Genomic DNA, 21,780 nt, shown 5'->3' on the forward strand with positions numbered 1-21,780 from the left:
ATGGTCTGCGGCGGTAGCGTGACCGCCGTGAGCTCTGGACAACCTCCACAGCACATCTGCTCGATCTTCGGTTTGGGCGAGGTCGAGCTGGTGGTTGCATCGGGAGCAGGCTGGGACGGCGGCTGGCGCCTCGGCGACGTCGTCCTCTCCCCGGTGGCCGATCACGCACGCGCCGCATGGTCCGCGAGGGTTCGCGAGACTCTGGCCGTAGACGCAGTGCGCCTGGCTCGACCAGTGCGTGCCAGCGATGGCCGCTACGTGGTGTCCGGCTGGTGTGCCAACACATACATCGAAGGCGCCCCGGAACCTCGATACGACGAGGTTGTGTCGCTGTCGCTGCGCCTGCATGCCGCAACGGCGCAGCTCGCGCGTCCCCGATTCCTGATGCAGCCGGCGGTCGCGCCGTGGGCCGACGTCGACGTCTTCGTCGCAGCCGACCGTGCCGCGTGGGAGACGGTCCCGCTGCGCAGTGCCCGTGCAGTCGGTGCGCTCGAGGGTCTGTCCGGGGACGGCAAGCGCAGCATCGAACTGATCGGTCAGCTCGCGTCGCTGCGCAAGCCGGTGCGAGCACCCGACCAACTCGTCCACGGAGACCTGTTCGGCACCGTCCTGTTCTCGGGAAGCACCACGCCGGCCGTCACGGATCTCACCCCGTACTGGCGACCGGCGGTGTGGGCCGCTGGTGTCACCGTCGTGGATGCATTGTCATGGGGCGGCGCCGACGAAGGGCTGATCGGGCGGTGGGAGGACCTGCCCGAGTGGCCACAGATGTTGCTCCGCGCTTTGCTGTTCCGGCTCGCGGTGCACGCCCTGCACCCGCGATCCACCCCTGAGGCATTGCCCGGACTCGTCCGTACCGCTGAGCTGGTTCGATTGATCCTCTAGCTCGGCTGGACTCTCGACGCAGGTTGCTGTTCGGCGGTAGGTTCCGATTCCTCGTCAGAGAATTCGGAGCGAAGTTCGTCGAAGAAGTACTGCGCGGCCCGGACTGCGCGGCGAGTGTCGCCGACGATGATGGCTTCGACCAACTCGGCGTGTTCGGCATGGAATGTGGCCCCGGTAGCCAAGGAATGTTTGTAGACGATCGCCTCGATAGCGGGGAGGAGCGAATCGTAAAACTCTAGATAGATGTGGTTGTGGCTGGCGACGACGATGCCGCGGTGCAGCGCGACGTCGGCAGCGACCGCATCACGTAGATCCTGCGTGTCCCACGTGACAGTGCGTGTCTCGAGCAGCGTACGTAAGTCCCGGATGTCATCGTCGGTGCGACGCTGCGCAGCCAAACGGGCGGCGGTGACGTCGAGGCTCTGCCGCAGTTCCATGACGTCGCGTTCCTCAGCACTGGCGAAGAACTTGCCGAGCGTGCCGCCCACCTCGGAGCTGGCTAGAACGAAAGTGCCCGACCCCTGCCGCCGCTCGAGCAAACCTGCATGGACGAGAGCCTGCACCGCCTCCCGGATCGTGTTGCGCCCGGTCCCGGCGATTTCGGCCAGCTCGGACTCGGTCGGGATCCGCGAGCCCACCGGCCATCGTCCGGAACGGATTTCTTCCCGGAGCTGGTTGGTGACCTGCGTGATCAGGCTTCTGCGGCGCACGGGTTGCACTGTGCTACTGATACTAGGCGATCGGTTGGTGCGCCGTACTGCTTTGCGACCATCATCCGGTCATCCTATGATTGCGCTGGATGACCGCGGCGGCGTGTGCACCGATCACACGAGGACCACAGCCCCTGTTGAAGGGGCGCATTCTGGTGTTCGCCGCGATCACCATGTCGGCGCTCTCACTGCGACTCGCGGTCACCTCGTTCACTCCCCTCGCGTCGCAGATCAGCGACGAACTCGGCTTCTCGTCCACGGTCGTCGGTGTGTTCGGCATGGTGCCGACGGCGATGTTCGCGGTGTTCGGTCTCCTCACACCGGCGCTTGCGCGCCGTATCGGGCACGAATGGACCGCATTGCTCGGAATGTCGATGGCCGGCGCCGGCATGCTCACCCGCGCGATGGTGTCGGATACGTGGTCGCTGCTGGCTCTGTCCGCGCTCGCGCTCGGTGGCATGGGCATCGGCAACGTCGTCATCCCGCCACTGGTCAAGCGATACTTCAGCGATCGGGTGGCGCTGATGAGCTCGATTTATATCGCGGGTCTGCAGACAGGCACCATCGTCCCGGCCATAGTCGCGGTGCCGCTCGCGAACTCGTTCGACTGGCGGGTCTCGATCGGGGTGTGGTCCCTGCTCGGTTTCGCGGCCGCCGCGCCGTGGCTGATGGTGCTCGCCCGCAAACCCGGGGCGGGCGCCGACACCGCACCGAGGAAGCTGCCCGCCGAGTCGCGGGGGCCCGGGCGAGTTTGGCGTTCTCCGGTCGGCTGGGGCATGGCTTTCATGTTCGGCACGACGGCCCTGATCACGTACTCGATGTTCACGTGGATCCCGGAGATCCTCACCGCAGCCGGTGCGAGCGCGTCGTTCGCCGGGATCATGGTGGCGCTTTTCGCGTTCATGGGTTTGATTGCCGCGTTCGTCGCTCCGGGACTGTGCGAGCGGATGCCCAATCCGTTCCCGATCGTCGTCGGCTGTGCGATCTGCTACCTGGTCGGATTCGCCGGGCTGCTGATCGTTCCGATGTCGGCGCCGATCTTGTGGGTGGTCGCGATCGGCCTCGGGCCGAGCACGTTCCCGATGTCGCTGACTTTGATCAACCTGCGGACCCGCACCCAAGCGGGTTCGACTGCACTGTCGGGTTTCACGCAGGGCGTCGGTTACACAATCGCGTGCATCGGGCCGCTGATGTTCGGTGTGTTGCACGAGTCCACGGGTGGGTGGGAAGTGCCGTTTGCCCTGCTCGGGCTCGCGGTCGCCGTCGTTCTGATCTCGGCATGGGCGGCATGTAAGCCTCGTATGCTCGAGGACACATGGGGCGCTAGAGCGGCCTGACCAGCGAGTTCGTCGATCTCACAGGTCTGATTCGCGCGCGTGAGGGACTGTTGACGGACGGGTCATCAGGGGCAGCACTGACGCAACACCCGCCTCTTACCTTGGGGTCTCCGATACAGGTAGGAGGCCCAGGTGACCACTCTCTCCGATCAGCCCAAACAAGATCAGGACGCGCGCTCCGCGGCACCGGTAGTTCGCGGGCACTACATCGAGCATTGGGACGCCGAGGACGTCGATGCCTGGGAAGCGGGCGGAAAGGACATCGCCCGCCGAAATCTCGTGTGGTCGGTGATCGCCGAACACGTCGGCTTCTCGGTCTGGTCGATCTGGTCCGTGATGGTGTTGTTCATGCCGTTCGACGTGTACGGCATCGACGCGGCCGGCAAGTTCTTCCTCGTCGCCGTGCCGGCACTCGTCGGTGCGCTGCTCCGGATCCCGTACACCGTAGCGACGGCCCGCTTCGGTGGCCGTAACTGGACGGTGTTCAGCGCGCTCTTGCTGCTGGTCCCGACGCTGCTCACGTTGTGGCTCGTGTTGAACCCGGGCGCGTCATACACCATGTTCATGCTGGCAGCAGCTACGGCGGGCGTCGGCGGTGGCAACTTCGCATCGTCGATGACCAACATCAACGCGTTCTACCCGCAACGGCTGAAGGGCTGGGCGCTCGGGCTGAACGCCGGCGGCGGCAACATCGGCGTGCCGGTCATCCAGCTGGTCGGCCTGATGGTCATCGCGACCGTCGGCAACACTGAGCCGTACCTGGTGTGTGCCATCTACCTCGTGCTCATCGCGGTCGCGGCCGTTGGTGCGGCGCTGTTCATGGACAACCTCGGCAATCAGAAGGCCGATCTGCGTTCGATGCTCGAAACGCTGCGGTTCCGCGACTCGTGGATCCTGAGCTTCCTCTACATCGGCACCTTCGGCTCGTTCATCGGGTTCAGCTTCGCGTTCGGTCAGGTCCTGCAGATCAACTTCCTCGCCGGCGGGGACACCCCGGCGCAGGCGGCGCTGCACGCCGCACAGATCGCGTTCCTCGGACCGCTGCTCGGCTCCATCTCGCGTCCGTTCGGCGGTCGACTCGCCGACCGAATCGGCGGTGGCCGCATCACCCTCTACACGTTCGGGGCGATGGTCCTGTCCGCAGCGATCCTGGTCGTGGCGGGGTCGATCGACGACGCTACTCCCGGTGCCGCGTCTGGCACCGCCATGACGGCACTGGTGGTCGGCTTCGTTGCACTGTTCGTGCTCTCGGGCATCGGCAACGGCTCGGTCTACAAGATGATCCCTTCGATCTTCGAGGCTCGCTCGAAGACGCTGGACGGTCTCGACGATGAGGGTCGTAAGGCCTGGTCGCGCAACATGTCGGGCGCACTGATGGGGTTCGCGGGCGCGGTCGGCGGTCTCGGTGGAGTCGGGATCAACCTGGTGCTGCGGGCCTCGTACCTCAGCCCCGCCAAGTCGGCGACCACGGCGTTCTGGGTGTTCCTCGGCTTCTACGTCCTGTGCGCGGTGGTGACGTGGTTCGTGTTCGTGCGCCGCACTGCCGCCAAGGAGGGCGCCGGACAACCGATCGCGGTGAAGTCGTGACGTCCGCAGCACCCCTGGCCACCGAGGCGGCGGCCGCTCCGACGAAGACCCACTGCCCCTACTGCGGGCTGCAGTGCGCCATGGCGCTCACGCCTGGCGGACGATCCGGGGTGAGCGTGCGCGGCCGCCAGTTCCCGACCAACCGCGGCGGGCTGTGCCAGAAGGGGTGGACGAGCGCGGAACTGCTCCGCCACCCCGACCGGCTCGAGACCCCGCTGATCCGGGAAGCCGGACAACTGCGGCCCGCGTCGTGGGACGAAGCGCTCGACCGGGTGGTCGACGGGTTCCGGGCCGCACAGGCGGTCGGCGGCCCGGACGCGGTCGGGATCTTCGGCGGCGGTGGCCTGACGAACGAGAAGGCGTACCAGCTCGGCAAGTTCGCCCGCGTGGCCCTGGGTACGTCGAACATCGACTACAACGGCCGGTTCTGTATGTCGTCGGCCGCCGGCGCCGGGATCCGTGCCTTCGGCCTGGACCGGGGGCTGCCGTTCCCGGTCTCGGATCTCACGTCGGCCAAGGCGATCCTGCTGGTCGGCGGCAACGTCGCCGAGACGATGCCGCCGTTCGTGGGTCATCTCACCGCCGCGGCGGAGGCCGGCGGGCTGATCGTCGCCGATCCTCGTCGGACTCCCACCGTCGAGCGTGCGCTTGCCGGCGGCGGGTTGCACCTCCAGCTCGCACCCGGCACGGATCTGCCGCTGGCACTGGGGATGCTGCACCTGGCGGTCACCGAGGGACACCTCGACCGCGAGTACGTCGACGCTCGGACCACCGGCTTCGACGACGCATGGCTCGCGGCGGCGCAGTGGTGGCCCGAACGCACCGAGCGCGTCACCGGCGTACCGGTGGCGGCGATGCGTCGGGCCGTGGAGATCCTGTCCCGCTCCCGCCAATCCGACACCGGCAGCTACGTGCTCACCGCGCGCGGCACCGAGCAACACGCGACCGGCACCGACACCGTCTCCGCGTGGATCGGACTGGCGCTCGCGTTGGGGCTTCCCGGACGGCGGGGCAGTGGCTACGGCGCCGTCACCGGACAGGGCAACGGTCAGGGTGGACGCGAGCACGGGCAGAAGGCCGACCAGCTGCCCGGCTATCGCAAGATCACGGATCCTGCTGCGCGCGAACACGTTGCACGGGTGTGGGGCATCGACCCGGACGAGCTTCCGGGGCCGGGGCGCAGCGCGTACGAACTGCTCGACGCGCTGGGCCAGCCCGATGGGCCCCGCGCGCTGATGGTGCACGGGGCGAACCTGGCGGTGTCGGCGCCGCGCGCCGGCCACGTCGTCGACCGACTGCAGTCACTGGACATGCTCGTGGTGTGCGACTTCCTGCTGTCGGAGACCGCGGCGATGGCCGACGTGGTGCTGCCGGTGCTGCAGTGGGCGGAAGAGGAGGGCACCATGACGAGCCTCGAAGGTCGGGTGCTGCGACGCCGTCGCGGCGTCGAGCCCCCCGGCGAGGCGCGTAGCGAGCTCGAGGTTCTGCAGGACTTGGCGGTTCGTCTCGGGCAACCGGCGTCGCGCTTCCCGACCGCGCCACGCGAGGTCTTCGACGAACTGCGACGCGCGTCCGCCGGAGGCGTCGCCGACTATTCCGGCATCACCTACGACCGTCTGGACGAAGGAGAGTCGTTGCACTGGCCGTGCCCCGCCGTCGACCATCCCGGGACGCCGCGGCTGTTCCTGGACCGCTTCGAAACGGAGGACGGGCGTGCGCGGTTCACGCCGGTCGACCATCGAGGTCCCAGTGAGGAACCCGATGCCGACTTCCCGTTGGTGGCGACCACGGGACGCGTTCTGGCGCATTACCAGTCGGGCGCGCAGACCCGTCGGGTGTCCGAATTGACGGAAGCCGCCGGACCGATGTTCGTGCAGGTGCATCCCGATACGGCAGCGCGGGCCGGGGTGGCTGACGGCGACGAAGCGGTGGTGCTCGGCCGTCGCGGGCGGGTCGAGGTCACGGTGCGGTGCGACGAGTCGATGCGGCTCGACACGGTGTTCCTGCCGTTCCACTTCGCCGGGGACGGTCGCGCGAATCTGCTGACCAATCCGGCGCTCGACCCGACGAGTCGGATGCCGGAGTTCAAGGTGAGTGCGGTCCGACTCGAACCGCGTGTGGGGGTGGCGTCATGAGTACACGTGTTGTGATCGTCGGCAACGGGATGGCCGGTGCCCGGCTGGCCGAGGAGTTGCGCCGACGCGAGCGGGATTCGGACCGACTCGAGATCGTCGTGCTCGGGGAGGAGCCCCGGGCCGCCTACAACCGAATTCTGCTCTCCAACGTGCTGGCGGGCAGCATCACGGCCCGCGACATCCGGCTGCGCCCGGACGATTGGTGGGCCCGAAACGACGTGGATGTCCGCGTCGGAGTGCGGGCAACGGAGATCGACGTGGACGCCCGGATCGTGCGGTGCGACGACGGCACTGCGCTCGGCTACGACGAGATCGTCCTCGCGACCGGCAGTGTGCCGTTCGTGCCGCCGATCGACGGAATGGCTGCCGACGACGAGCGCGTCGTCACGTTCCGGACGGTCGAGGATTGCGCCCGTATCGCGGACACGGCAGGGCCCGGGTGCCGGGCGGTGGTGCTCGGTGGCGGCCTGCTCGGCCTCGAGGCCGCCCGCGGCCTGCTGCTGCGCGGGGCGGACGTCACCGTCGTGCATCCCAACGAGGTGCCGATGGAGCGTCAGATGGACGAGGGCGGCGGCAGGGTCCTCAGCGGCGTCCTGTCCGGTCTGGGGGTGCAGCTCCTGCTCCAGCGGCGAGCAGTTGCGCTGCGTGACGGCGACGCCGGTAGAGAGCTCGTCCTCGACGACGGTAGCGTGCTGCCCGCCGAACTCGTTGTGCTGACCGCCGGTGTCCGGCCCGAGACCGACCTCGCCCGGAAGGCGGGAGTCGTCGTGGACCACGGCATCGTCGTCGACGACGCGCTCCGCACCAGCGCCCCGAATGTGTGGGCGATCGGGGAGTGCGCACAGCACCGCGGCGAGGTGTACGGCCTGGTGCAGCCCGGCTGGGATCAGGCCGCCGTGGTCGCAGACCGGATCGTCGGTGCCGACCCGGATGCCGAATACGTCGGTACTCCACCGGTCACCCGGCTCAAGGCGCACGACATCGACCTCGCCTCGATGGGCGACGTGACCGCCGACCTGTACAGCGCGGACCCGCACGACGACCGCGAAGTGCTCGTCGTCGCCGACCCGGCCCGCGGCCGCTACGCCAAGCTCGTCGTCTCGGGCGAGCGGATCGTCGGCGCCGTGCTGCTGGGCACGCCCGACGTCGTCGGCACGATCACCCAGCTGTTCGACGCAGAGCTACCGGTGCCGCAGGACCGAATGGCGCTGCTGACGGGCCGCGGATCCGCGTCGGCGGAGTCCGCCAGCCCGGCCGGCATGCCCGGCAGTGCGGTGATCTGCCGCTGCAACTCCGTCACCAAGGCGAATCTGACGACCGCGTGGCGAGCGGGGGCACGTTCGGTGCCGGCGCTGGCAAACGCCACCCGCGCCACGACGGGCTGCGGAGGCTGCAGTTCGGCGGTCGAGGGCATCTGCGAGTGGCTGCGAACAGCCGATCCCTCGAACGACGGCGACGCCGGCTACGCCGACAACACAGACAACACCCGACCGGCACAGAAGGAAGGTGCGGCATGAGCGGACGGACCGCGATCGTAATCGGACACGGCATGGTGGGGCACCGGTTCGTAGAGGCGCTGCGGGCGCGCGACGACGCCGACACGTGGTCGGTGACCGTGCTGTGCGAGGAAGAGATGCCCGCGTACGACCGGGTGGCGCTGTCGTCGTACGTCGGCTCGTGGGACGCGAAGGAACTCGCCCTGGCGGGCAACGGTTTCGCCGACGATGCGTCCGTCGACCTGCGGGTAGGGGTGCGCGCCGAGTCGATCGACCGCGCGGCTCGCACCGTCACGACATCGGAGGGCGATGTCCTCGGCTACGACGCGCTCGTCCTCGCGACCGGGTCGTACCCGTTCGTGCCCCCGGTGCCCGGACGCGAGCACGATCTGTGCTTCGTCTACCGCACCCTCAATGACCTCGACGACATCCGGGCCCGAGCCGAGGCGGCCGGTCCCGGGGCCGTCGGTGTCGTGATCGGTGGTGGGCTGCTCGGACTCGAAGCCGCAAACGCGCTTCGGCAGCTCGGGATGGCGCCGCATGTCGTCGAGCACAACAGCCGGCTGATGCCGTTGCAGGTCGACGAGGGCGGCGGCACGCTGCTTGCCCGGCTGGTCACCGACCTCGGCCTGACGGTCCACACCGGGACCGGGGTCGCGTCGATCACGCCCGGACCGGCCGGGGTGCGGGTGGAGTTGTCCGACGGTGAGGTGATCGACGCCGGGATGGTGGTGTTCTCGGCGGGTGTTCGCCCGCGCGACCAGCTGGCCCGCGACGCCGGCCTCGACATCGCCGAGCGGGGTGGAGTCCTCACCGACATTGGTTGTGTCACATCCGATCCCGCTGTCTTCGCGGTCGGCGAGTGCGCCGCGGTCGAGGGCCGGTGTTACGGACTCGTCGCGCCTGGATACGCGACCGCGGAGGTCGTCGCGGATCGACTACTCGGCGGCGAGGCCGTGTTCCCGGGTGCCGACCTGTCCACCAAACTCAAGCTGCTCGGGGTCGACGTGGCGAGCTTCGGCGACGTGCACGCCACCACGCCCGGCGCCCTCGAGGTCGTTCTCAGCGACGCGGCGAAGGGGACCTACGCCAAGCTCGTCGTCTCCGACGACGCCCGCACACTGCTGGGCGGCGTCCTCGTCGGCGACGCGACCGCGTACGGGTCGCTGCGCCCGCTGGTCGGAAGCGAACTTCCGGGAGACCCCGCGGCGCTGATCTCGCCGGCGGGCGAGAAGCCCGGTGCGGGCAGTCTTCCCGACGACGCGCAGGTGTGCTCGTGCAATGCGGTCACCAAGGGAGAGATCTGCGCCGCCATCGCAGACGGCGCCAACGACCTCGCCGCAGTCAAGTCGTGCACCAACGCGGGCACCACCTGCGGCGGTTGCCTGCCCACCGTGAAGTCGCTGCTCGCGGCGTCGGGGGTGGAACTGTCGAAGGCGCTGTGCGAACACTTCACCCAGTCCCGGGCCGAACTGTTCGAGATCGTCCGCGCCACCGGTACCCGGACCTTCTCGGCGCTGATCGCGCGGTATGGAACCGGAACCGGCTGCGACATCTGCAAGCCAGTCGTGGCGTCGATCCTCGCGTCCACGTCGGCGGACAATGTCGTCGACGGCGGGTCGTCCGCCCACGTCCTCGACGGCGAGCAGGCGGCGCTGCAGGACACCAACGACCACTTCCTCGCGAACATGCAACGCAACGGCACGTACTCGGTGGTACCGCGGATGCCCGGCGGTGAATGCACTCCCGAGCAACTCATCACGATCGGGGAGATCGCCCGGGACTTCGGGCTCTACCTAAAGGTCACCGGCGGACAGCGGATCGACCTGTTCGGCGCGCGAGTGGAGCAGCTGCCGCAGATCTGGCAGCGACTGGTCGACGTCGGGATGGAGTCGGGGCATGCGTACGGCAAGTCGTTGCGCACCGTCAAGAGCTGCGTCGGGTCCACTTGGTGCCGCTACGGCGTCCAGGACTCGGTAGGTATGGCGGTGCGGCTCGAGAACCGATACCGGGGTCTGCGAGCACCGCACAAGATCAAGCTCGCGGTGTCGGGGTGTGCGCGCGAGTGCGCGGAGGCCCGCAGCAAGGACGTCGGTGTCATCGCCACCGAGAACGGGTGGAACTTGTACGTCGGCGGCAACGGCGGCCAGAGCCCGCGTCACGCACAGTTGCTGGCCGGCGATCTCGACGACGAGACCCTCGTCCGTTACATCGACCGTTACCTCATGTTCTACGTGCGCACCGCGGACCGGCTGCAGCGCACCGCGCCGTGGATGGAATCGCTCGAGGGTGGTCTCGATCACTTGAAGGCCGTCGTGTGTGACGACAGCCTTGGTATCGCCGAGGATCTCGAAGCGGCCATGGCCCAGCACGTCGCCGGATATAGCGACGAGTGGGCGGGCGTGCTCGAGGACCCGGAGAAGCTGTCGCGGTTCGTATCGTTCGTCAACGCGCCCGATGTGCCCGATCCCACAGTCGGCTTCGATGACTCCGGCCCGCGAAAAGTGCCGGTCATGATGGGCGTTCCGGACGTGCCGGGCCGCCGGCAGGAAAGGTAATCGAGGATTAACGCCGCCGAAACACCTCGACTTTTCAATGGACACAGCACAGGGAGGTCTGCGATGACAGTGATTGAAAGTCAGGTGTCCAGCGATGTCGGTGCCCACAAGGCGCACGCGGCGGCCGAGGATCGGTACTGGACGACGGCTTGTAGCCGGAGCCACCTCATTCCGGGACGCGGCGCGGCCGTGCTGCTCCCGGACGGCAGCCAGGCGGCCCTATTCCTGCTGGCCGATGGGAGCTTGCGGGCCGTCGGCAACATCGACCCGTTCGGAAGGGCCGCGGTGATGTCGCGGGGGCTCGTCGGTGATCGCCACGGCGAGCCGACCGTCGCGTCGCCGCTGCTCAAGCAGGTGTTCTCGCTCGTCGACGGACGCTGCCTCGACGACGAGTCGGTGCACCTACCGGTCTATCCGGTGCGGGTCGTCGCGGAGGACGCCGACGACGTCGTGCAGGTTGGCACGACCCCGGTCGAGGCGTGATGAGCGGCTGGGGGCCGCCGAGCGGCGACGAGCTGAGAGGGTTCACTGTCGGGATCACGGCAGCGCGGCGAGCGGAGGAGTTCGCAACGCTGCTCACGCGCCGGGGCGCCGATGTAGTGCACGCGCCGGCCATCCGGATCATCCCGCTCGCCGACGACACCGAGTTGGCTCGGGCCACCGAGGAAGTGATCGCGGACCCGCCCGATGTCACGATCGCGACGACGGGTATCGGCTTCCGGGGCTGGATGGGTGTAGCGGAAGGCTGGGGGCGGGCCGACAAGCTACTGACCGCGCTGCGCACGAGCCGCATCCTGGTGCGTGGACCGAAGGCCAAGGGAGCCGTCCGTGCGGCCGACCTGCGGGAGGAGTGGTCCCCCGACTCGGAGTCGTCGGCGGAGCTGCTCGATCATCTGCTGGCGGAAGGCGTCGAGGGGCGACGGATCGCGGTACAGCTGCACGGTACGTCGACGCAATGGGAAACAGTTCCCGACTTCTGCGCCGTGCTGCGCGCGGCGGGCGCCGAAGTGATCGCTGTGCCGGTGTACCGCTGGATGCCCCCGGAGGACTACAACGCGGTGGATCGCCTGATCGAATCCGTCGCCTCCGGTGCCCTGGACGCGCTCAGCTTCACGAGCGCACCGGCAGTGGCGTCGATCCTGGAGCGGGCCGAGGAGACCGGTGTTCTCGAGCCGCTGTTGCAGGCACTCGACGGCCAGGTGATGGCCGCCTGTGTCGGGCCGGTCACGGCCGCGCCGCTCGAGGCCGTCGGGGTTCGCCCGATCACTCCTGGACGGGCACGGCTCGGTTCGCTGGCTCGGCAGATCGCCGATGAGTTGCCACGTCGGGCCGCCCGGGTACGGGCGGGTGGCCACGACCTGAGTGTGCGGGGGAACTGCGTCGTCGTCGACGGTGAGGTCAAGCCGCTCTCGCCGGCAGGAATGGCACTGGTCCGGCGATTGGCGGAGCGGCCGGGCCTGGTCGTCTCCCGCACGGACCTGCTCGCCGCGCTTCCGGGCGGCAGCGAGGACCCGCACGCGGTCGAGACGGCCATCGCCCGCCTTCGCAGCCACCTCGGTGTTCCGAAGGCCGTGCAGACTGTCGTGAAGCGCGGCTACCGGCTGGCGCTGGAACCGGCGGAGTACGAGCGAGTGCTGGAGGGGAGTCGGGCATGAGTCGTGCGGAGTTGGTTCTCGTCGCACACGGCACCCGCAGCCAGGCCGGTGTCGAAACCGTGGCGGCGCTGGCCGACGCGGTCGCCGACCGGGTCGGGCCCGTGCGCACAGCGTTCGTCGACGTGCTGGGTCCGTCACCGGCCGAGGTGCTGCGTGATGTCGATGGTCCCGCGGTGCTGGTCCCGGCGTTCCTGGCGTCGGGCTATCACGTCCACACGGACGTGCCGCGCGGCGTGATCGAGAGTGCTCACCCCCGCGTATCCATCACGCGCGCACTCGGGCCGCACCCGTCACTGGCGCGGGTTCTCGAGGAACGCCTCCGCGAATCAGGTTGGCGGCAAGGAGATTCCGTGGTCCTCGCGGCGGCTGGTTCCTCGGACCCGCGAGCCCGTCACGACGTCCGACGCGCCGCGGCGATGCTGTCGGCGCGGGTGCAGCGCGAGGTGCCGGTGGCCTACATCGCGACCGGCACGCCGACGGTGCCGGATGTGGTGCGGCAGTTGCGGTCGGCGGGGGAGCGCCGCGTGTTCGTCGCGTCGTATCTGCTGGCACCGGGACTCTTCCACGCCCGACTCGCGCAGTCCGGGGCCGACGGCGTCACGGCACCGCTCGGAACGCACCCCGCGATCGTCGATATCGTCGCCTCTCGGTACCTGCTGGCGGCCCCGCGTGTGGATCAGTTCGAGAATTCGATCTGACGCGCCGCGTTCGACAGCGCGCTGACAACGCACGTGCCGATCGGGCCGAGCCGATCGAAAATCGTGGTGGAGCCGACCGAGATTCCGTCGATGCTGAGGTGGTTGTCGGCTTCGAGGCCGATCTCCGGGCCCTCCGGGAGCCGGGAGAGCGCCAGCGTCAGATCGGCATTGATGAACCCGACACCCTCGGTGCCCCAGTTCGTCATCAGGCTCGTCGCCTCCCCCACCATCGCGGCCCGCACGAACGGAGACGGCTCTTCGCCTGCGACGACAGGAATCTGATACTGCCACATGCGCTTTCGGCTCGCGCCTTGGTGGTCGATGAATGACGACGACCAGCCTCCCGGATGGTCGTCGCTGCCAAGCCACGGAACTGACGGTGCCTGCAATGGTTGGAGGACGTCGAGCGGTGGGGGCTGAGGGCTCTCCGGGCGGGTCCACAGCTCACCCGGTGGTTGCGTCGAACGCCGCAGGAACACCACCGAAGCGCGGGCGACGACCTGGTCGTTCTGGACAGCCTCGGCGTCGGCGACACGGATACGGTTGCCGTCGCGCACCGCCCGCGTGACGACATCGAGTCGTTGAGCGCGTGCAGGTGCGAACAGATCAACGGTCAGCCGCGCGGGAACGAACCCTTCCGCACCGTGCTCGTCCTCGATGGCACGGGCGAGGATGCCGCACAACGCCGGCCCGATGATCATGTCCGACGACCAGCGGCTGATACCCAGCGGGAGCGGGGTGAAGCCCTCGCCGTCGCGAGTGAGGAACCCGACCGATTCGTTCATCCGCACCTACTTCCTGAGCACGTTCTCGGCCACCATGTGGTCACCGCTACTTATCGCAACATACGACATTGCCGTCGGTGGCTGACATCGCCCTCCGGGGAAAGTTCGCGCGTGCCGTTGCGCGGGAAGTGCGCCCGATCCGCACAGTGCCGGTCTACGGTGAGAACAGATCGGGCACGCCGGGACGACCGTCGCATTCTGGTCCAGCACTCGAGGCGTGCGAGACAGCCGTCGACGCAGGCCGGGAGGAAGGTTCCGAGATGACCATGACACCAGTCGACCGACAGAGCTTCAGCAGTTTGCGCAAGGGCGGACTCAACTGGGATGCCTTCCCGTTGAGGTTGTTCGTCAAGGGCAACGCGAAGTTCTGGAATCCCGTGGACCTGGACTTCACGCAGGACGCCGAGGACTGGCAGGCACTGAACAGCGAGGAAAGGCGTAGTGCGACTTACCTGTGCACGCAGTTCCTCGCCGGCGAGGAAGCGGTGACCGAGGACATTCAGCCGTTCATGAAGGCGATGGCAGCGGAAGGCCGGTTCGGCGACGAGATGTATCTGACGCAGTTCTGCTTCGAGGAGGCGAAGCACGTCCAGGTGTTCCGCCGCTGGATGGACACGGTGGGTCTCGATGGCGACCTGCATCCGTTCGTCGCCGAGAACCCCCACTACCGCACCCTCTTCTACGAGGAGCTGCCCAGGTCGCTTCGATTGCTCGAGACCGACCCGAGTCCGGCCAACCAGATACGGGCCTCCGTCACCTACAACCACGTCATCGAGGGCAGCCTCGCCCTGACTGGGTACTACGCCTGGCAACGCGTGTGCACCGAACGCGGAATCATGCCCGGCATGCAGGAACTCGTCCGTCGGATCGGTGACGACGAGCGACGGCACATGGCGTGGGGCACGTTCACCTGCCGCAGGCACGTCGCCGCCGACGACAGCAACTGGGACCTCGTCCAGGAGCGAATGGGTGAGCTCCTTCCACACGCGCTGAGCATGATTCAGTGGGTGAACGAGCAGTTCGAGGAGCCCCCGTTCGGCATTGCGCCACAAGACTTCCTCGACTACGCCTCCGACCGCGCGCAGCGACGTCTCGGCGCGATCGAGTCCGCCCGAGGCCGACCTGTCGAGGAGATCGATCTCGACTACTCGCCCGAGACTCTCGAGGACACGTTCGGCAAGGAGGACGAGGCGGCGATTGCAGAGATCGCCGCCGATTCGGCTTCCGCGTGAGCTCGATCTCCACCTGCGGGATCGATTGACACTCGCGCCAACTTCCCGCTGGCGGCCTGCGGTGCACCGTCAGGCTGCAGCGGCACGCATCTCGACCTTCGATAGCCCGACTGGACTACGCGGGTTGGTGTCCCCCGACAGGGGCCCTCCGGTGACGTACGACACGGTGTGTCACCTTTCTGTGCGCTGCCCCGTCCTTGTCCATGAAGTGATCGACGGTTGCCCATGCATTGTCGTGCCGGGGCGTGAAAGGAGTTGGGGAACATGAGGCTTGCGGTTGTTGGTGGAACCGGGCTGGTGGGGTCGAAGGTCGTCGCGCGTGCGCGGCAGGCAGGAATCGACACGGTCGTCGTCGCCCGCTCCACGGGGGTCGATCTGATGACCGGTGACGGGCTCGATGCCGCGCTTTCAGGATGTGACGCTGTTGTGGACGTTTCGAACAAGACAGTGATGCGAGCAGGTCCAGCTGTCCGGTACTTCGAGCAAGCGGCAGCGAATCTGGCTGCGGCCGCACAGCGTGCGGCCGTCGGTCATCTAGTCACGTTGTCGATCGTCGGGATAGACGGAATCGACTTCGGCTACTACCTCGGTAAACGCGCACAGGAGGATCGTGTGCGTTCCAGTGCGGTTCCGTGGACTATCGTCCGTGCCACACATTTCTTCGAGTATCCCGAGCCGCTTCTCGCGTCGAAGTCGCGGTTCGTCGCCATTCCACGGATTCTGTGTCAGCCGGTGGCCGCCGACGACGTCGCCGAGTTCCTGGTGCGGACTTCTCAGCACGATCCCGTATGGGGAACCCGCTCGATCGCGGGTCCCCGGCAGGAGCAGGTGGTCGACATGGCGCGCCGGATCGTCGCCGCCCGTCACCTGCGTCGACTGGTGGTACCGGTCACGATGCCCGGGAAGGTTGGAAAAGCGATGGCTACGGGCGGTCTCATCCCACAGGGCAACTTCCTCAGGACCACGACATCGTTCGACGACTACGTTGCCACCCTCTGATCATGTCTTCGGCTTCCGTTCGAGCTTGATCTCCACATCGCAGCCTGGCGGTGCGCTCTCGCACCGCCAGGCTGCGACGGCACGATTCATCGACCTTTATAGTTCTGTCATGCATCAGATCCCAGAGTTGGACCGATTCGACCCGGTGCGGGATCCGCGCCCCGTCGACGAGCCCTGGCCGCAGTTGGCCTGGCCGATCTCTGTTGATACTGAGCTGACCGGTGAAGTGGTGCAGCTGAATTCGATCGATCCGACAGCTGATGCAGCTGAGTTGTTTCGCGCACTCGATCACGATGGCGTGTGGGCTCACGTGCCTGGACGTCCCCGTGATCCTCAGGATTTTGCGGAGATCCTCAGCTCCCGTCACACACGACCCGACTGGAACACATGGGTTGTTCGCACGCGGCGCGCGATTGCGGGCCTGCCCGCGGGTGCGATCGTCGGCACGAGCTCGTATCTCGACGTGAGCGCGCACGATGCCCGCCTGGAGATCGGCTACACGCTTTACACGCCTGCAGTGTGGTCCAGCGCGGTGAATCCGGAGACCAAGCTGCTGCTCCTGGGGTATGCGTTCGACACCCTTCACGCCGGCCGCGTCCAAATGAAGACGGACACCAGAAATCACCGCTCGCAGCAGGCCATTGCCCGACTCGGAGCCCAGTATGAAGGAACTCTCCGGCGTCACTTTCGGCGATCCGACGGCACCGTCCGCGACACGGTGATGTTCTCGGTCAGTGCGGAGGACTGGCCGGACGTGCGTCAGCGTCTCACATCGAGGCTTCGATCCCACTCTCAGGAGAGAGTCGACCGGTGAAGTAGCACACAGCCTGTCACTCTTCGGTTCGACAGAGCCACCAGCAGTGTCGAGGGTTCCCGGCTCACTTTCTGGCGATGTAGTAACTGTTCACCGGGTCGGATTCGATCTCCGCGACCTCGACTTCGTCGAATCCCGCCTCCTTGAGCATCGATTCGGCCAGTTGCCGACCCCATGCAGTCCCGAGCCCCGCGCCGCCGAGGGCCAGCGAAACGCTCATGCAATGCATCACCGACGCCGTGTAGAAGTAGGTCCTGAGCGGGACACCTACATTTTCTTCGAGTCGGCTCGAGGCCTTGATGTCGACCATAAGGAACACACCACCGGGTCGCAGCGCGCGGTAGATGTTGGCCAGCACCTGGTCCGGTTGTACCTGGTCGTGGATGCTGTCGAACGCGGTGATGACGTCGTAGGCCTCGGTGGCGTCTAGTGCGGCCACGTCAGCTTGCTGGAACGTCGCGTTCACCAGGCCCAGCCGAGTCGCTTCGGCTGCGCCGGTCGAGATTCCCTCCTCGGAGATGTCAATTCCGACGAACCGGCTATCCGGATAGCTCTGGGCCATCACGTTTATCGCATGTCCGCTGCCGCAACCGAAGTCCGCCACGTCGGCGCCGGCGCGCAGCTTCTCGGGCAGGCCCGCAGCCAACGGCAGAATCACATCGATCAGCGCGGCGTCGAACACCTCGCCGCTCATCTCAGCCATTAGTGTGTGGAAGCGCGGATATTCGCTGTAGGGCAGGCCGCCACCGTCGCGGAAGCAGTCGATGATTTTCTGCTCCTTTTCACCGTAGATCGGGATGAATTGGGCGACTCGCGCGAGGTTGTCCGGCCCCGCGGCTCGGGTCAGCACCGCCGCGTAGTCGGGTGGCAGGTGGTAGTGCTCGGTGGTGCTGTCGTAGTCGACGACGCGCGCGGTGACCATGCCGCCCAGCCACTCTCGAACATAGCGTTCGTTCAGACCGGCGGCGCGGGCGATTTCCGCGCTGGGAGCCGGTTCGAGACCGGCCAGTGTGTCGAACAGTCCGGTCTGGTGGCCGATGCTGACCAGGATCGCGGTGCTGGCACCGTCGATCACGCCCATGATTCGTTCGGCAAATTGCTCGGTGCTGTCTCCAGCCATGGCACTCATTAAACACCTCGCAAGTGAGCTGGACCACCGTCGTCGAACCGGTGACGCAGTCGTGCAGTCGGATCGGCTCGGGGCAGGGTCGTGGAAGACATCTCGATACCCGTCGGCGGTGGGAGAAGTAGACGTCGTGTGCGGTGAAAGATGCAGCGCCACAATGTAACCCGAGTGAATGTCAACAACGAAATCAGAGATGGTCAACAATCCGACCGCGCGGCTTTTTGACATTCGAGCGTGGAACGCAGGGAGCTCCGCAGGACGGGTTCGGAGATCCACGCTCTGTCCGGCGCCGATGGTATTCCGCTGGTGGTGGACGTCTCGGCCGTGAACGCTCACATCTGTGCGCTAGTCCAAGTTGCGACACATGGGTTCGAGTTGGTTTCATCGTCGGGATCTATGTGCTCGGGGAGTCAGTAGTTGTAGGTCCCGTGAGCGGGACGGAGACGGGGGGGTCGGCGTTCATGCCGTATTTGGGTTTGATTGTGATGATCCTGTGGATCGTCTGTTTGGTGGATGTCATCGTCGCCGACGAGCACGCGGTGCGGAATCTTCCGAAGGTCGGCTGGATCTTTGTCGTCCTGCTGGTGCCGTTGCTCGGTCCGGCGCTGTGGATCGTCGTTGGACGCCCCGATCACGGCTTTGCTCCGCGTCGACCTGTCGCGCCGCCGTCGGCCTTCCCAGAGTACGACCGGCCGGGTCGACACGTGGCGCAGCGCTCCGGTGAGGACGAAGAGTTCCTGCGGCGCTGTCGAGAGCGGGCGGAGGAGCAGAGGCGAATCGCCCGGGAACAGCGCCAGAAGAACCCGGACGCTGACGGTGAATCAGTAGGGTAGAGAAAGCAATTCGACCACCTGGCCGTCAACCGGGTCGGGTGGAAGGAGTGCAAGCGCCTCCCGGTCGATCAGTCCCGCTAGATGAGCTGTGCGTACGACGGTGTCGGCCCGCCACGTGCCGTCCGACCGGCGGGCAACGGGAACGATCCGCGTGATGGGTGCCCCCGCCTCCGCCGCATTGACCACGACACCGGTCTCGGGCGTCGCCGGCGTCCGCGCCGTCAACCCGTCGACGATCGCGGGCATCATCGTTAGTAGTGTCGCCACCGCGGCGAGTGGATTCCCGGGCAGCCCGAGCACTACTCGCCCGTCCGCCAGAAGTGCGGTCACCTGAGAGCCGCCGGGCCGGCACCGTACCCGTCCGACGACGACCCTGGCCCCGGCGCGCGCGAGCGCGTCTCGGAGTTGATCGGCCGCACCGGCGCCGGTTGCGCCGACCACCACGATGACGTCCGTGTCCCGAATATCGCGCAGAAGTGCATCGAAGCTGTCGGCGGTGTCCCGTAGATGGGCAAGAGCGATGGTCCGAACACCGCAGTGATGCAGTACATCCGGCAGTATCGGCCCCAGGGAGTCGCGCGTCTGGCCGTCCCGCAACGGTCCGTCTCGACGGATCTCGTCACCTGTCACCACGACATGGGCGCGCACCGGTCCCCGCAAGGAAGCCTCCGTGATCTCCGCACTGGCTGCGGCCGATACCACCGCCGGCGTCACCGGCACTCCGGACGGTGCGAGATGGTGCCCGGGCTGCCAGTCCTCGCCGCGTCGTCGCATGTCGTCCCGGTCGGGAACATCGCTGCGTCGTCGGATCACGGTCCCTTCGGAGTCGACCGAGACGTTTACGTGCTCGTCGCGGATCACGGCGGTTGCACCGCTGGGAACCTGTGCGCCCGTTGCGATCCGTACGGCCTCACTGCTGGCGAGGCGCACATCGGTCGACGAACCTGCGTAATGGACCTCGGTCCGCAGTCGCCACGGCCCGGGGCCGGCCACCGCGTACCCGTCCATGGCAGAGACGTCGAAGCGGGGCAACGCCTCGGCTGCGACAAGCGGGGCCGCTAGGGCTGCTCCGAGCGCCTCGGACAACGGCAGGAGACGAACGGCCAAGGGCAACAGCGATGTCCGAATCTGAGTTCGAGCCTCGGCCACATCCATCGGTCCCGGCACGTGGATCGCCCGAGCGCGTTCGAGATCCTCGACGGTGTCGCAGTCGGCGACTCCCGACACCGCGAGCGTCGTGTAGCGCTGTGGCACCAGTGCCTTCATCGGCTGGTTCTCTCGGCCGTCCAGGGCGCTGAGCTGGTCGGCCAGGGCCCGCCGCCGCCAGACGCTCAGCAGGAACTGCATCCTTCCGGTGTCGTCCACCGCGAACGAGGCCGCGGCTTCCGGGTGGTCGCCGAGCCGGGCTACCAGGTCCGACACGATGGTCCGGTCGAGGACCGGCACATCGGCGGCGAGGACGACGACGAAACCCTCCCTGGAATCGCCGCCTGAATCGCCGCCGGAACCGCCGATGGTGGCGAGGCCGGCAGCGAGTGCGGCCACGGGCCCAGAACCTGCCGGGGTCTCCTGGGTCTGCTCGATCCGATCCGGTAGTTCGTCCCGGTGCGGTCCGACCACCACGACACGGCCACAGCCGTCGACCGCGGCGAGAGCGGTGTCGAGCATCCGGTGCCCACCGACCACGATCGCCGGCTTGTCGACGCCGCCCATCCGGGTCGCGCGTCCCCCGGCGAGAATGATCGCGTCGATGCGGGTGCCGACAGTGCCCATGACCCAATGCTGCCGTATCCGGCGGCCGCGTGCGCGGGGCCGATCAGAAATGGTGACGTGCTCGTGCCAGATCGACGCGTCCGTCGCGGATCGGCACACCCTCGAGTTCGAGCTTCGCCAACTGTCGGTCGGCGAGGTGAGGCGCCGGGCGGCCGGACGCGCCCAGCACACGGTGCCAGGGCAGGTCGGCGGTGTCGGTGCGCATGATCCAGCCCACCGTTCGAGGGCTCGAAAGCCCAGCCGCCGAGGCGATGTCGCCGTAGGTGGCCACGCGACCGGGCGGGATCGACGCGACCAAGTCCCGGACGCATTCGATCTGCTGGTCGCTGGTGGCGGCCATGGCGTCCCCTAGAGCAGCGTGCGGACGAGGGACGCGACGTCGTCGGGCCGGGCGTGCGCGACCATGTGGCCGCAGTCCAGGTCGGCGATCGTCAGATTGTCCCCCAGGTGCTCGGCCAGCGCAGCCCGGAACTCAGGCGTAACGTATGGCGGCTGCACCCGAAGCCCCTGCATGAGCACCGTCGGGATACCCGTGGGTGGGAGGACGAAGTCGCGGGCCAGCTCACCGAACGAGGCGACGACCGCGGGAATCGACATGCGCCAGCCGACGCGGCCACCCTCGAGTTCGATGAGGTGCTCGGCGAGCTCGGTCTCGAGCGCCTCCGCCGGAACGTCGGCCCACGCGTTGTGCACCTTCTCCGAGCGGGCCTCCGCGACGTCGGTGTAGTCGGGGTGCGTCACGGTCAGTTCGGCGATCTTGCCCATGGTCTCCGGGTCGAGTCCGAGCGCCGGGTCGAGCAGGACGATGCCGCGGATCCGGTCGGGCACGGCGCGCGCGAGGTGCAACGCGATCGCGCCGCCGTACGAGTGGGCGACCACGACCACGGGACGGGTCGCATGCTCGTCGAGCACCCGGATCAGGTCGTTCACGTGGGTTTCGAGGCCCCAGGGCGGGCTCCACGGCGAGCGGCCGTGACCACGTAGATCGGGGGCGATCAGGCGGGCGTCGCTCAACTGGTCGTTGCCGAGGGCCTCCCATCGGCGGCCGTGGCCCGTGAGCCCGTGGAGTGCGAGCACCTCGGGTGCTCCGGGCGTGCCGAACAAGTAGGTGTGGAGACCGCGCATGGGCTTCATGATGCCGGATGGTCTTCTGTCGG

General features: G+C 67.6%; 19 protein-coding genes. 13 read left to right on the plus strand and 6 right to left on the minus strand.

The features are described 5' to 3' along the window. Positions 1 to 27 precede the first annotated feature (27 nt). On the plus strand, positions 28 to 885 hold the full coding sequence (locus EF834_RS06035) for a TIGR02569 family protein (protein WP_127946316.1): 858 nt from the start codon (positions 28 to 30) through the stop codon (positions 883 to 885). Here the strand turns inward: EF834_RS06035 and EF834_RS06040 are convergent. Next, complete coding sequence (locus EF834_RS06040; protein WP_127946317.1) at positions 882 to 1,604, minus strand: FadR/GntR family transcriptional regulator; 723 nt, start codon at positions 1,602 to 1,604, stop codon at positions 882 to 884. The genes EF834_RS06035 and EF834_RS06040 overlap by 4 nt on opposite strands. 80 nt (positions 1,605 to 1,684) lie before the next feature. On the opposite strand from EF834_RS06040, the gene EF834_RS06045 reads away from it, so the two are divergent. The 8 genes from EF834_RS06045 (at position 1,685) to EF834_RS06080 (ending at position 13,061) form a co-directional block, all read left to right on the plus strand. Continuing rightward, positions 1,685 to 2,932, plus strand: coding sequence for an MFS transporter (locus EF834_RS06045; RefSeq protein ID WP_127946318.1), 1,248 nt, complete (start codon positions 1,685 to 1,687; stop codon positions 2,930 to 2,932). A gap of 207 nt (positions 2,933 to 3,139) precedes the next feature. Then, on the plus strand, positions 3,140 to 4,519 hold the full coding sequence (locus tag EF834_RS06050; protein ID WP_235871051.1) for an MFS transporter: 1,380 nt from the start codon (positions 3,140 to 3,142) through the stop codon (positions 4,517 to 4,519). Next, entirely contained in the window at positions 4,516 to 6,654 is a 2,139-nt protein-coding gene (locus EF834_RS06055) for a molybdopterin oxidoreductase family protein (RefSeq protein WP_268960935.1), read from the plus strand. The genes EF834_RS06050 and EF834_RS06055 overlap by 4 nt, the downstream gene beginning before the upstream one ends. Further along, positions 6,651 to 8,171, plus strand: a complete 1,521-nt coding sequence (locus tag EF834_RS06060) for an FAD-dependent oxidoreductase (protein ID WP_127946320.1) — start codon at positions 6,651 to 6,653, stop codon at positions 8,169 to 8,171. Before EF834_RS06055 ends, EF834_RS06060 begins: the two co-directional genes overlap by 4 nt. Further along, a complete protein-coding gene (gene nirB / locus EF834_RS06065; RefSeq protein ID WP_127946321.1) occupies positions 8,168 to 10,708 on the plus strand; it encodes a nitrite reductase large subunit NirB in 2,541 nt (846 codons plus the stop codon). The genes EF834_RS06060 and nirB overlap by 4 nt, the downstream gene beginning before the upstream one ends. 63 nt (positions 10,709 to 10,771) lie before the next feature. Continuing rightward, the gene (gene nirD / locus EF834_RS06070; protein WP_127946322.1) at positions 10,772 to 11,191 is read left to right on the plus strand and encodes a nitrite reductase small subunit NirD; all 420 of its coding nucleotides are present in this window, start codon (positions 10,772 to 10,774) and stop codon (positions 11,189 to 11,191) included. Further along, on the plus strand, positions 11,191 to 12,363 hold the full coding sequence (locus tag EF834_RS06075) for a uroporphyrinogen-III synthase (RefSeq protein ID WP_127946323.1): 1,173 nt from the start codon (positions 11,191 to 11,193) through the stop codon (positions 12,361 to 12,363). Before nirD ends, EF834_RS06075 begins: the two co-directional genes overlap by 1 nt. Then, a complete protein-coding gene (locus EF834_RS06080) occupies positions 12,360 to 13,061 on the plus strand; it encodes a sirohydrochlorin chelatase (protein ID WP_127946324.1) in 702 nt (233 codons plus the stop codon). Before EF834_RS06075 ends, EF834_RS06080 begins: the two co-directional genes overlap by 4 nt. Here EF834_RS06080 and EF834_RS06085 read toward each other — a convergent pair. After that, a complete protein-coding gene (locus tag EF834_RS06085) occupies positions 13,040 to 13,846 on the minus strand; it encodes an acyl-CoA thioesterase domain-containing protein (RefSeq protein WP_127946325.1) in 807 nt (268 codons plus the stop codon). The two genes, EF834_RS06080 and EF834_RS06085, sit on opposite strands and share 22 nt — an antisense overlap. Positions 13,847 to 14,106: 260 nt before the next feature. Here EF834_RS06085 and EF834_RS06090 point away from each other — a divergent pair, with 260 nt between their 5' ends. The 3 genes from EF834_RS06090 (at position 14,107) to EF834_RS06100 (ending at position 16,891) form a co-directional block, all read left to right on the plus strand. Next, positions 14,107 to 15,078: a R2-like ligand-binding oxidase gene (locus EF834_RS06090; RefSeq protein WP_127946326.1), complete on the plus strand. Its 972-nt coding sequence runs from the start codon at positions 14,107 to 14,109 to the stop codon at positions 15,076 to 15,078. 264 nt (positions 15,079 to 15,342) lie between these two features. After that, on the plus strand, positions 15,343 to 16,077 hold the full coding sequence (locus EF834_RS06095; protein ID WP_127946327.1) for an SDR family oxidoreductase: 735 nt from the start codon (positions 15,343 to 15,345) through the stop codon (positions 16,075 to 16,077). A gap of 109 nt (positions 16,078 to 16,186) precedes the next feature. Then, positions 16,187 to 16,891, plus strand: coding sequence for a GNAT family N-acetyltransferase (locus EF834_RS06100; protein ID WP_127946328.1), 705 nt, complete (start codon positions 16,187 to 16,189; stop codon positions 16,889 to 16,891). Between the two features lie 64 nt (positions 16,892 to 16,955). Here EF834_RS06100 and EF834_RS06105 read toward each other — a convergent pair whose 3' ends face one another. Continuing rightward, positions 16,956 to 18,020, minus strand: a complete 1,065-nt coding sequence (locus EF834_RS06105) for a class I SAM-dependent methyltransferase (RefSeq protein ID WP_127946329.1) — start codon at positions 18,018 to 18,020, stop codon at positions 16,956 to 16,958. Between the two features lie 458 nt (positions 18,021 to 18,478). On the opposite strand from EF834_RS06105, the gene EF834_RS06110 reads away from it, so the two are divergent. Beyond that, on the plus strand, positions 18,479 to 18,850 hold the full coding sequence (locus tag EF834_RS06110; RefSeq protein WP_127946713.1) for a PLD nuclease N-terminal domain-containing protein: 372 nt from the start codon (positions 18,479 to 18,481) through the stop codon (positions 18,848 to 18,850). Here the strand turns inward: EF834_RS06110 and EF834_RS06115 are convergent. The 3 genes from EF834_RS06115 to EF834_RS06125 are packed head-to-tail and all read right to left on the minus strand — an operon-like array spanning position 18,839 to position 21,748. Next, positions 18,839 to 20,623, minus strand: coding sequence for an NTP transferase domain-containing protein (locus tag EF834_RS06115; RefSeq protein WP_127946330.1), 1,785 nt, complete (start codon positions 20,621 to 20,623; stop codon positions 18,839 to 18,841). The genes EF834_RS06110 and EF834_RS06115 overlap by 12 nt on opposite strands. A gap of 43 nt (positions 20,624 to 20,666) precedes the next feature. After that, positions 20,667 to 20,963 carry an MGMT family protein gene (locus tag EF834_RS06120; protein ID WP_127946331.1) on the minus strand — a complete coding sequence of 99 codons (297 nt, stop codon included), beginning with the start codon at positions 20,961 to 20,963 and terminating at the stop codon, positions 20,667 to 20,669. Positions 20,964 to 20,971: 8 nt separating this feature from the next. Continuing rightward, on the minus strand, positions 20,972 to 21,748 hold the full coding sequence (locus EF834_RS06125; RefSeq protein WP_206615214.1) for an alpha/beta fold hydrolase: 777 nt from the start codon (positions 21,746 to 21,748) through the stop codon (positions 20,972 to 20,974). Positions 21,749 to 21,780 lie beyond the last annotated feature (32 nt).

It is taken from the genome of Rhodococcus spongiicola (assembly GCF_004011835.1).
GTDB lineage: Bacteria > Actinomycetota > Actinomycetes > Mycobacteriales > Mycobacteriaceae > Prescottella > Prescottella spongiicola.

Bases quoted from the DNA above. Each gene is read 5' to 3' on its own strand.
- EF834_RS06045 (WP_127946318.1), top strand. From the start codon at position 1,685: ATGACCGCGGCGGCGTGTGCACCGATCACACGAGGACCACAGCCCCTG.
- EF834_RS06060 (WP_127946320.1), top strand. From the start codon at position 6,651: ATGAGTACACGTGTTGTGATCGTCGGCAACGGGATGGCCGGTGCCCGG.
- nirB (WP_127946321.1), top strand. From the start codon at position 8,168: ATGAGCGGACGGACCGCGATCGTAATCGGACACGGCATGGTGGGGCAC.
- nirD (WP_127946322.1), top strand. From the start codon at position 10,772: ATGACAGTGATTGAAAGTCAGGTGTCCAGCGATGTCGGTGCCCACAAG.
- EF834_RS06075 (WP_127946323.1), top strand. From the start codon at position 11,191: ATGAGCGGCTGGGGGCCGCCGAGCGGCGACGAGCTGAGAGGGTTCACT.
- EF834_RS06080 (WP_127946324.1), top strand. From the start codon at position 12,360: ATGAGTCGTGCGGAGTTGGTTCTCGTCGCACACGGCACCCGCAGCCAG.
- EF834_RS06085 (WP_127946325.1), bottom strand. From the start codon at position 13,846: ATGAACGAATCGGTCGGGTTCCTCACTCGCGACGGCGAGGGCTTCACC.
- EF834_RS06090 (WP_127946326.1), top strand. From the start codon at position 14,107: ATGACCATGACACCAGTCGACCGACAGAGCTTCAGCAGTTTGCGCAAG.
- EF834_RS06095 (WP_127946327.1), top strand. From the start codon at position 15,343: ATGAGGCTTGCGGTTGTTGGTGGAACCGGGCTGGTGGGGTCGAAGGTC.
- EF834_RS06100 (WP_127946328.1), top strand. From the start codon at position 16,187: ATGCATCAGATCCCAGAGTTGGACCGATTCGACCCGGTGCGGGATCCG.
- EF834_RS06105 (WP_127946329.1), bottom strand. From the start codon at position 18,020: ATGAGTGCCATGGCTGGAGACAGCACCGAGCAATTTGCCGAACGAATC.
- EF834_RS06110 (WP_127946713.1), top strand. From the start codon at position 18,479: ATGCCGTATTTGGGTTTGATTGTGATGATCCTGTGGATCGTCTGTTTG.
- EF834_RS06115 (WP_127946330.1), bottom strand. From the start codon at position 20,623: ATGGGCACTGTCGGCACCCGCATCGACGCGATCATTCTCGCCGGGGGA.
- EF834_RS06120 (WP_127946331.1), bottom strand. From the start codon at position 20,963: ATGGCCGCCACCAGCGACCAGCAGATCGAATGCGTCCGGGACTTGGTC.
- EF834_RS06125 (WP_206615214.1), bottom strand. From the start codon at position 21,748: ATGCGCGGTCTCCACACCTACTTGTTCGGCACGCCCGGAGCACCCGAG.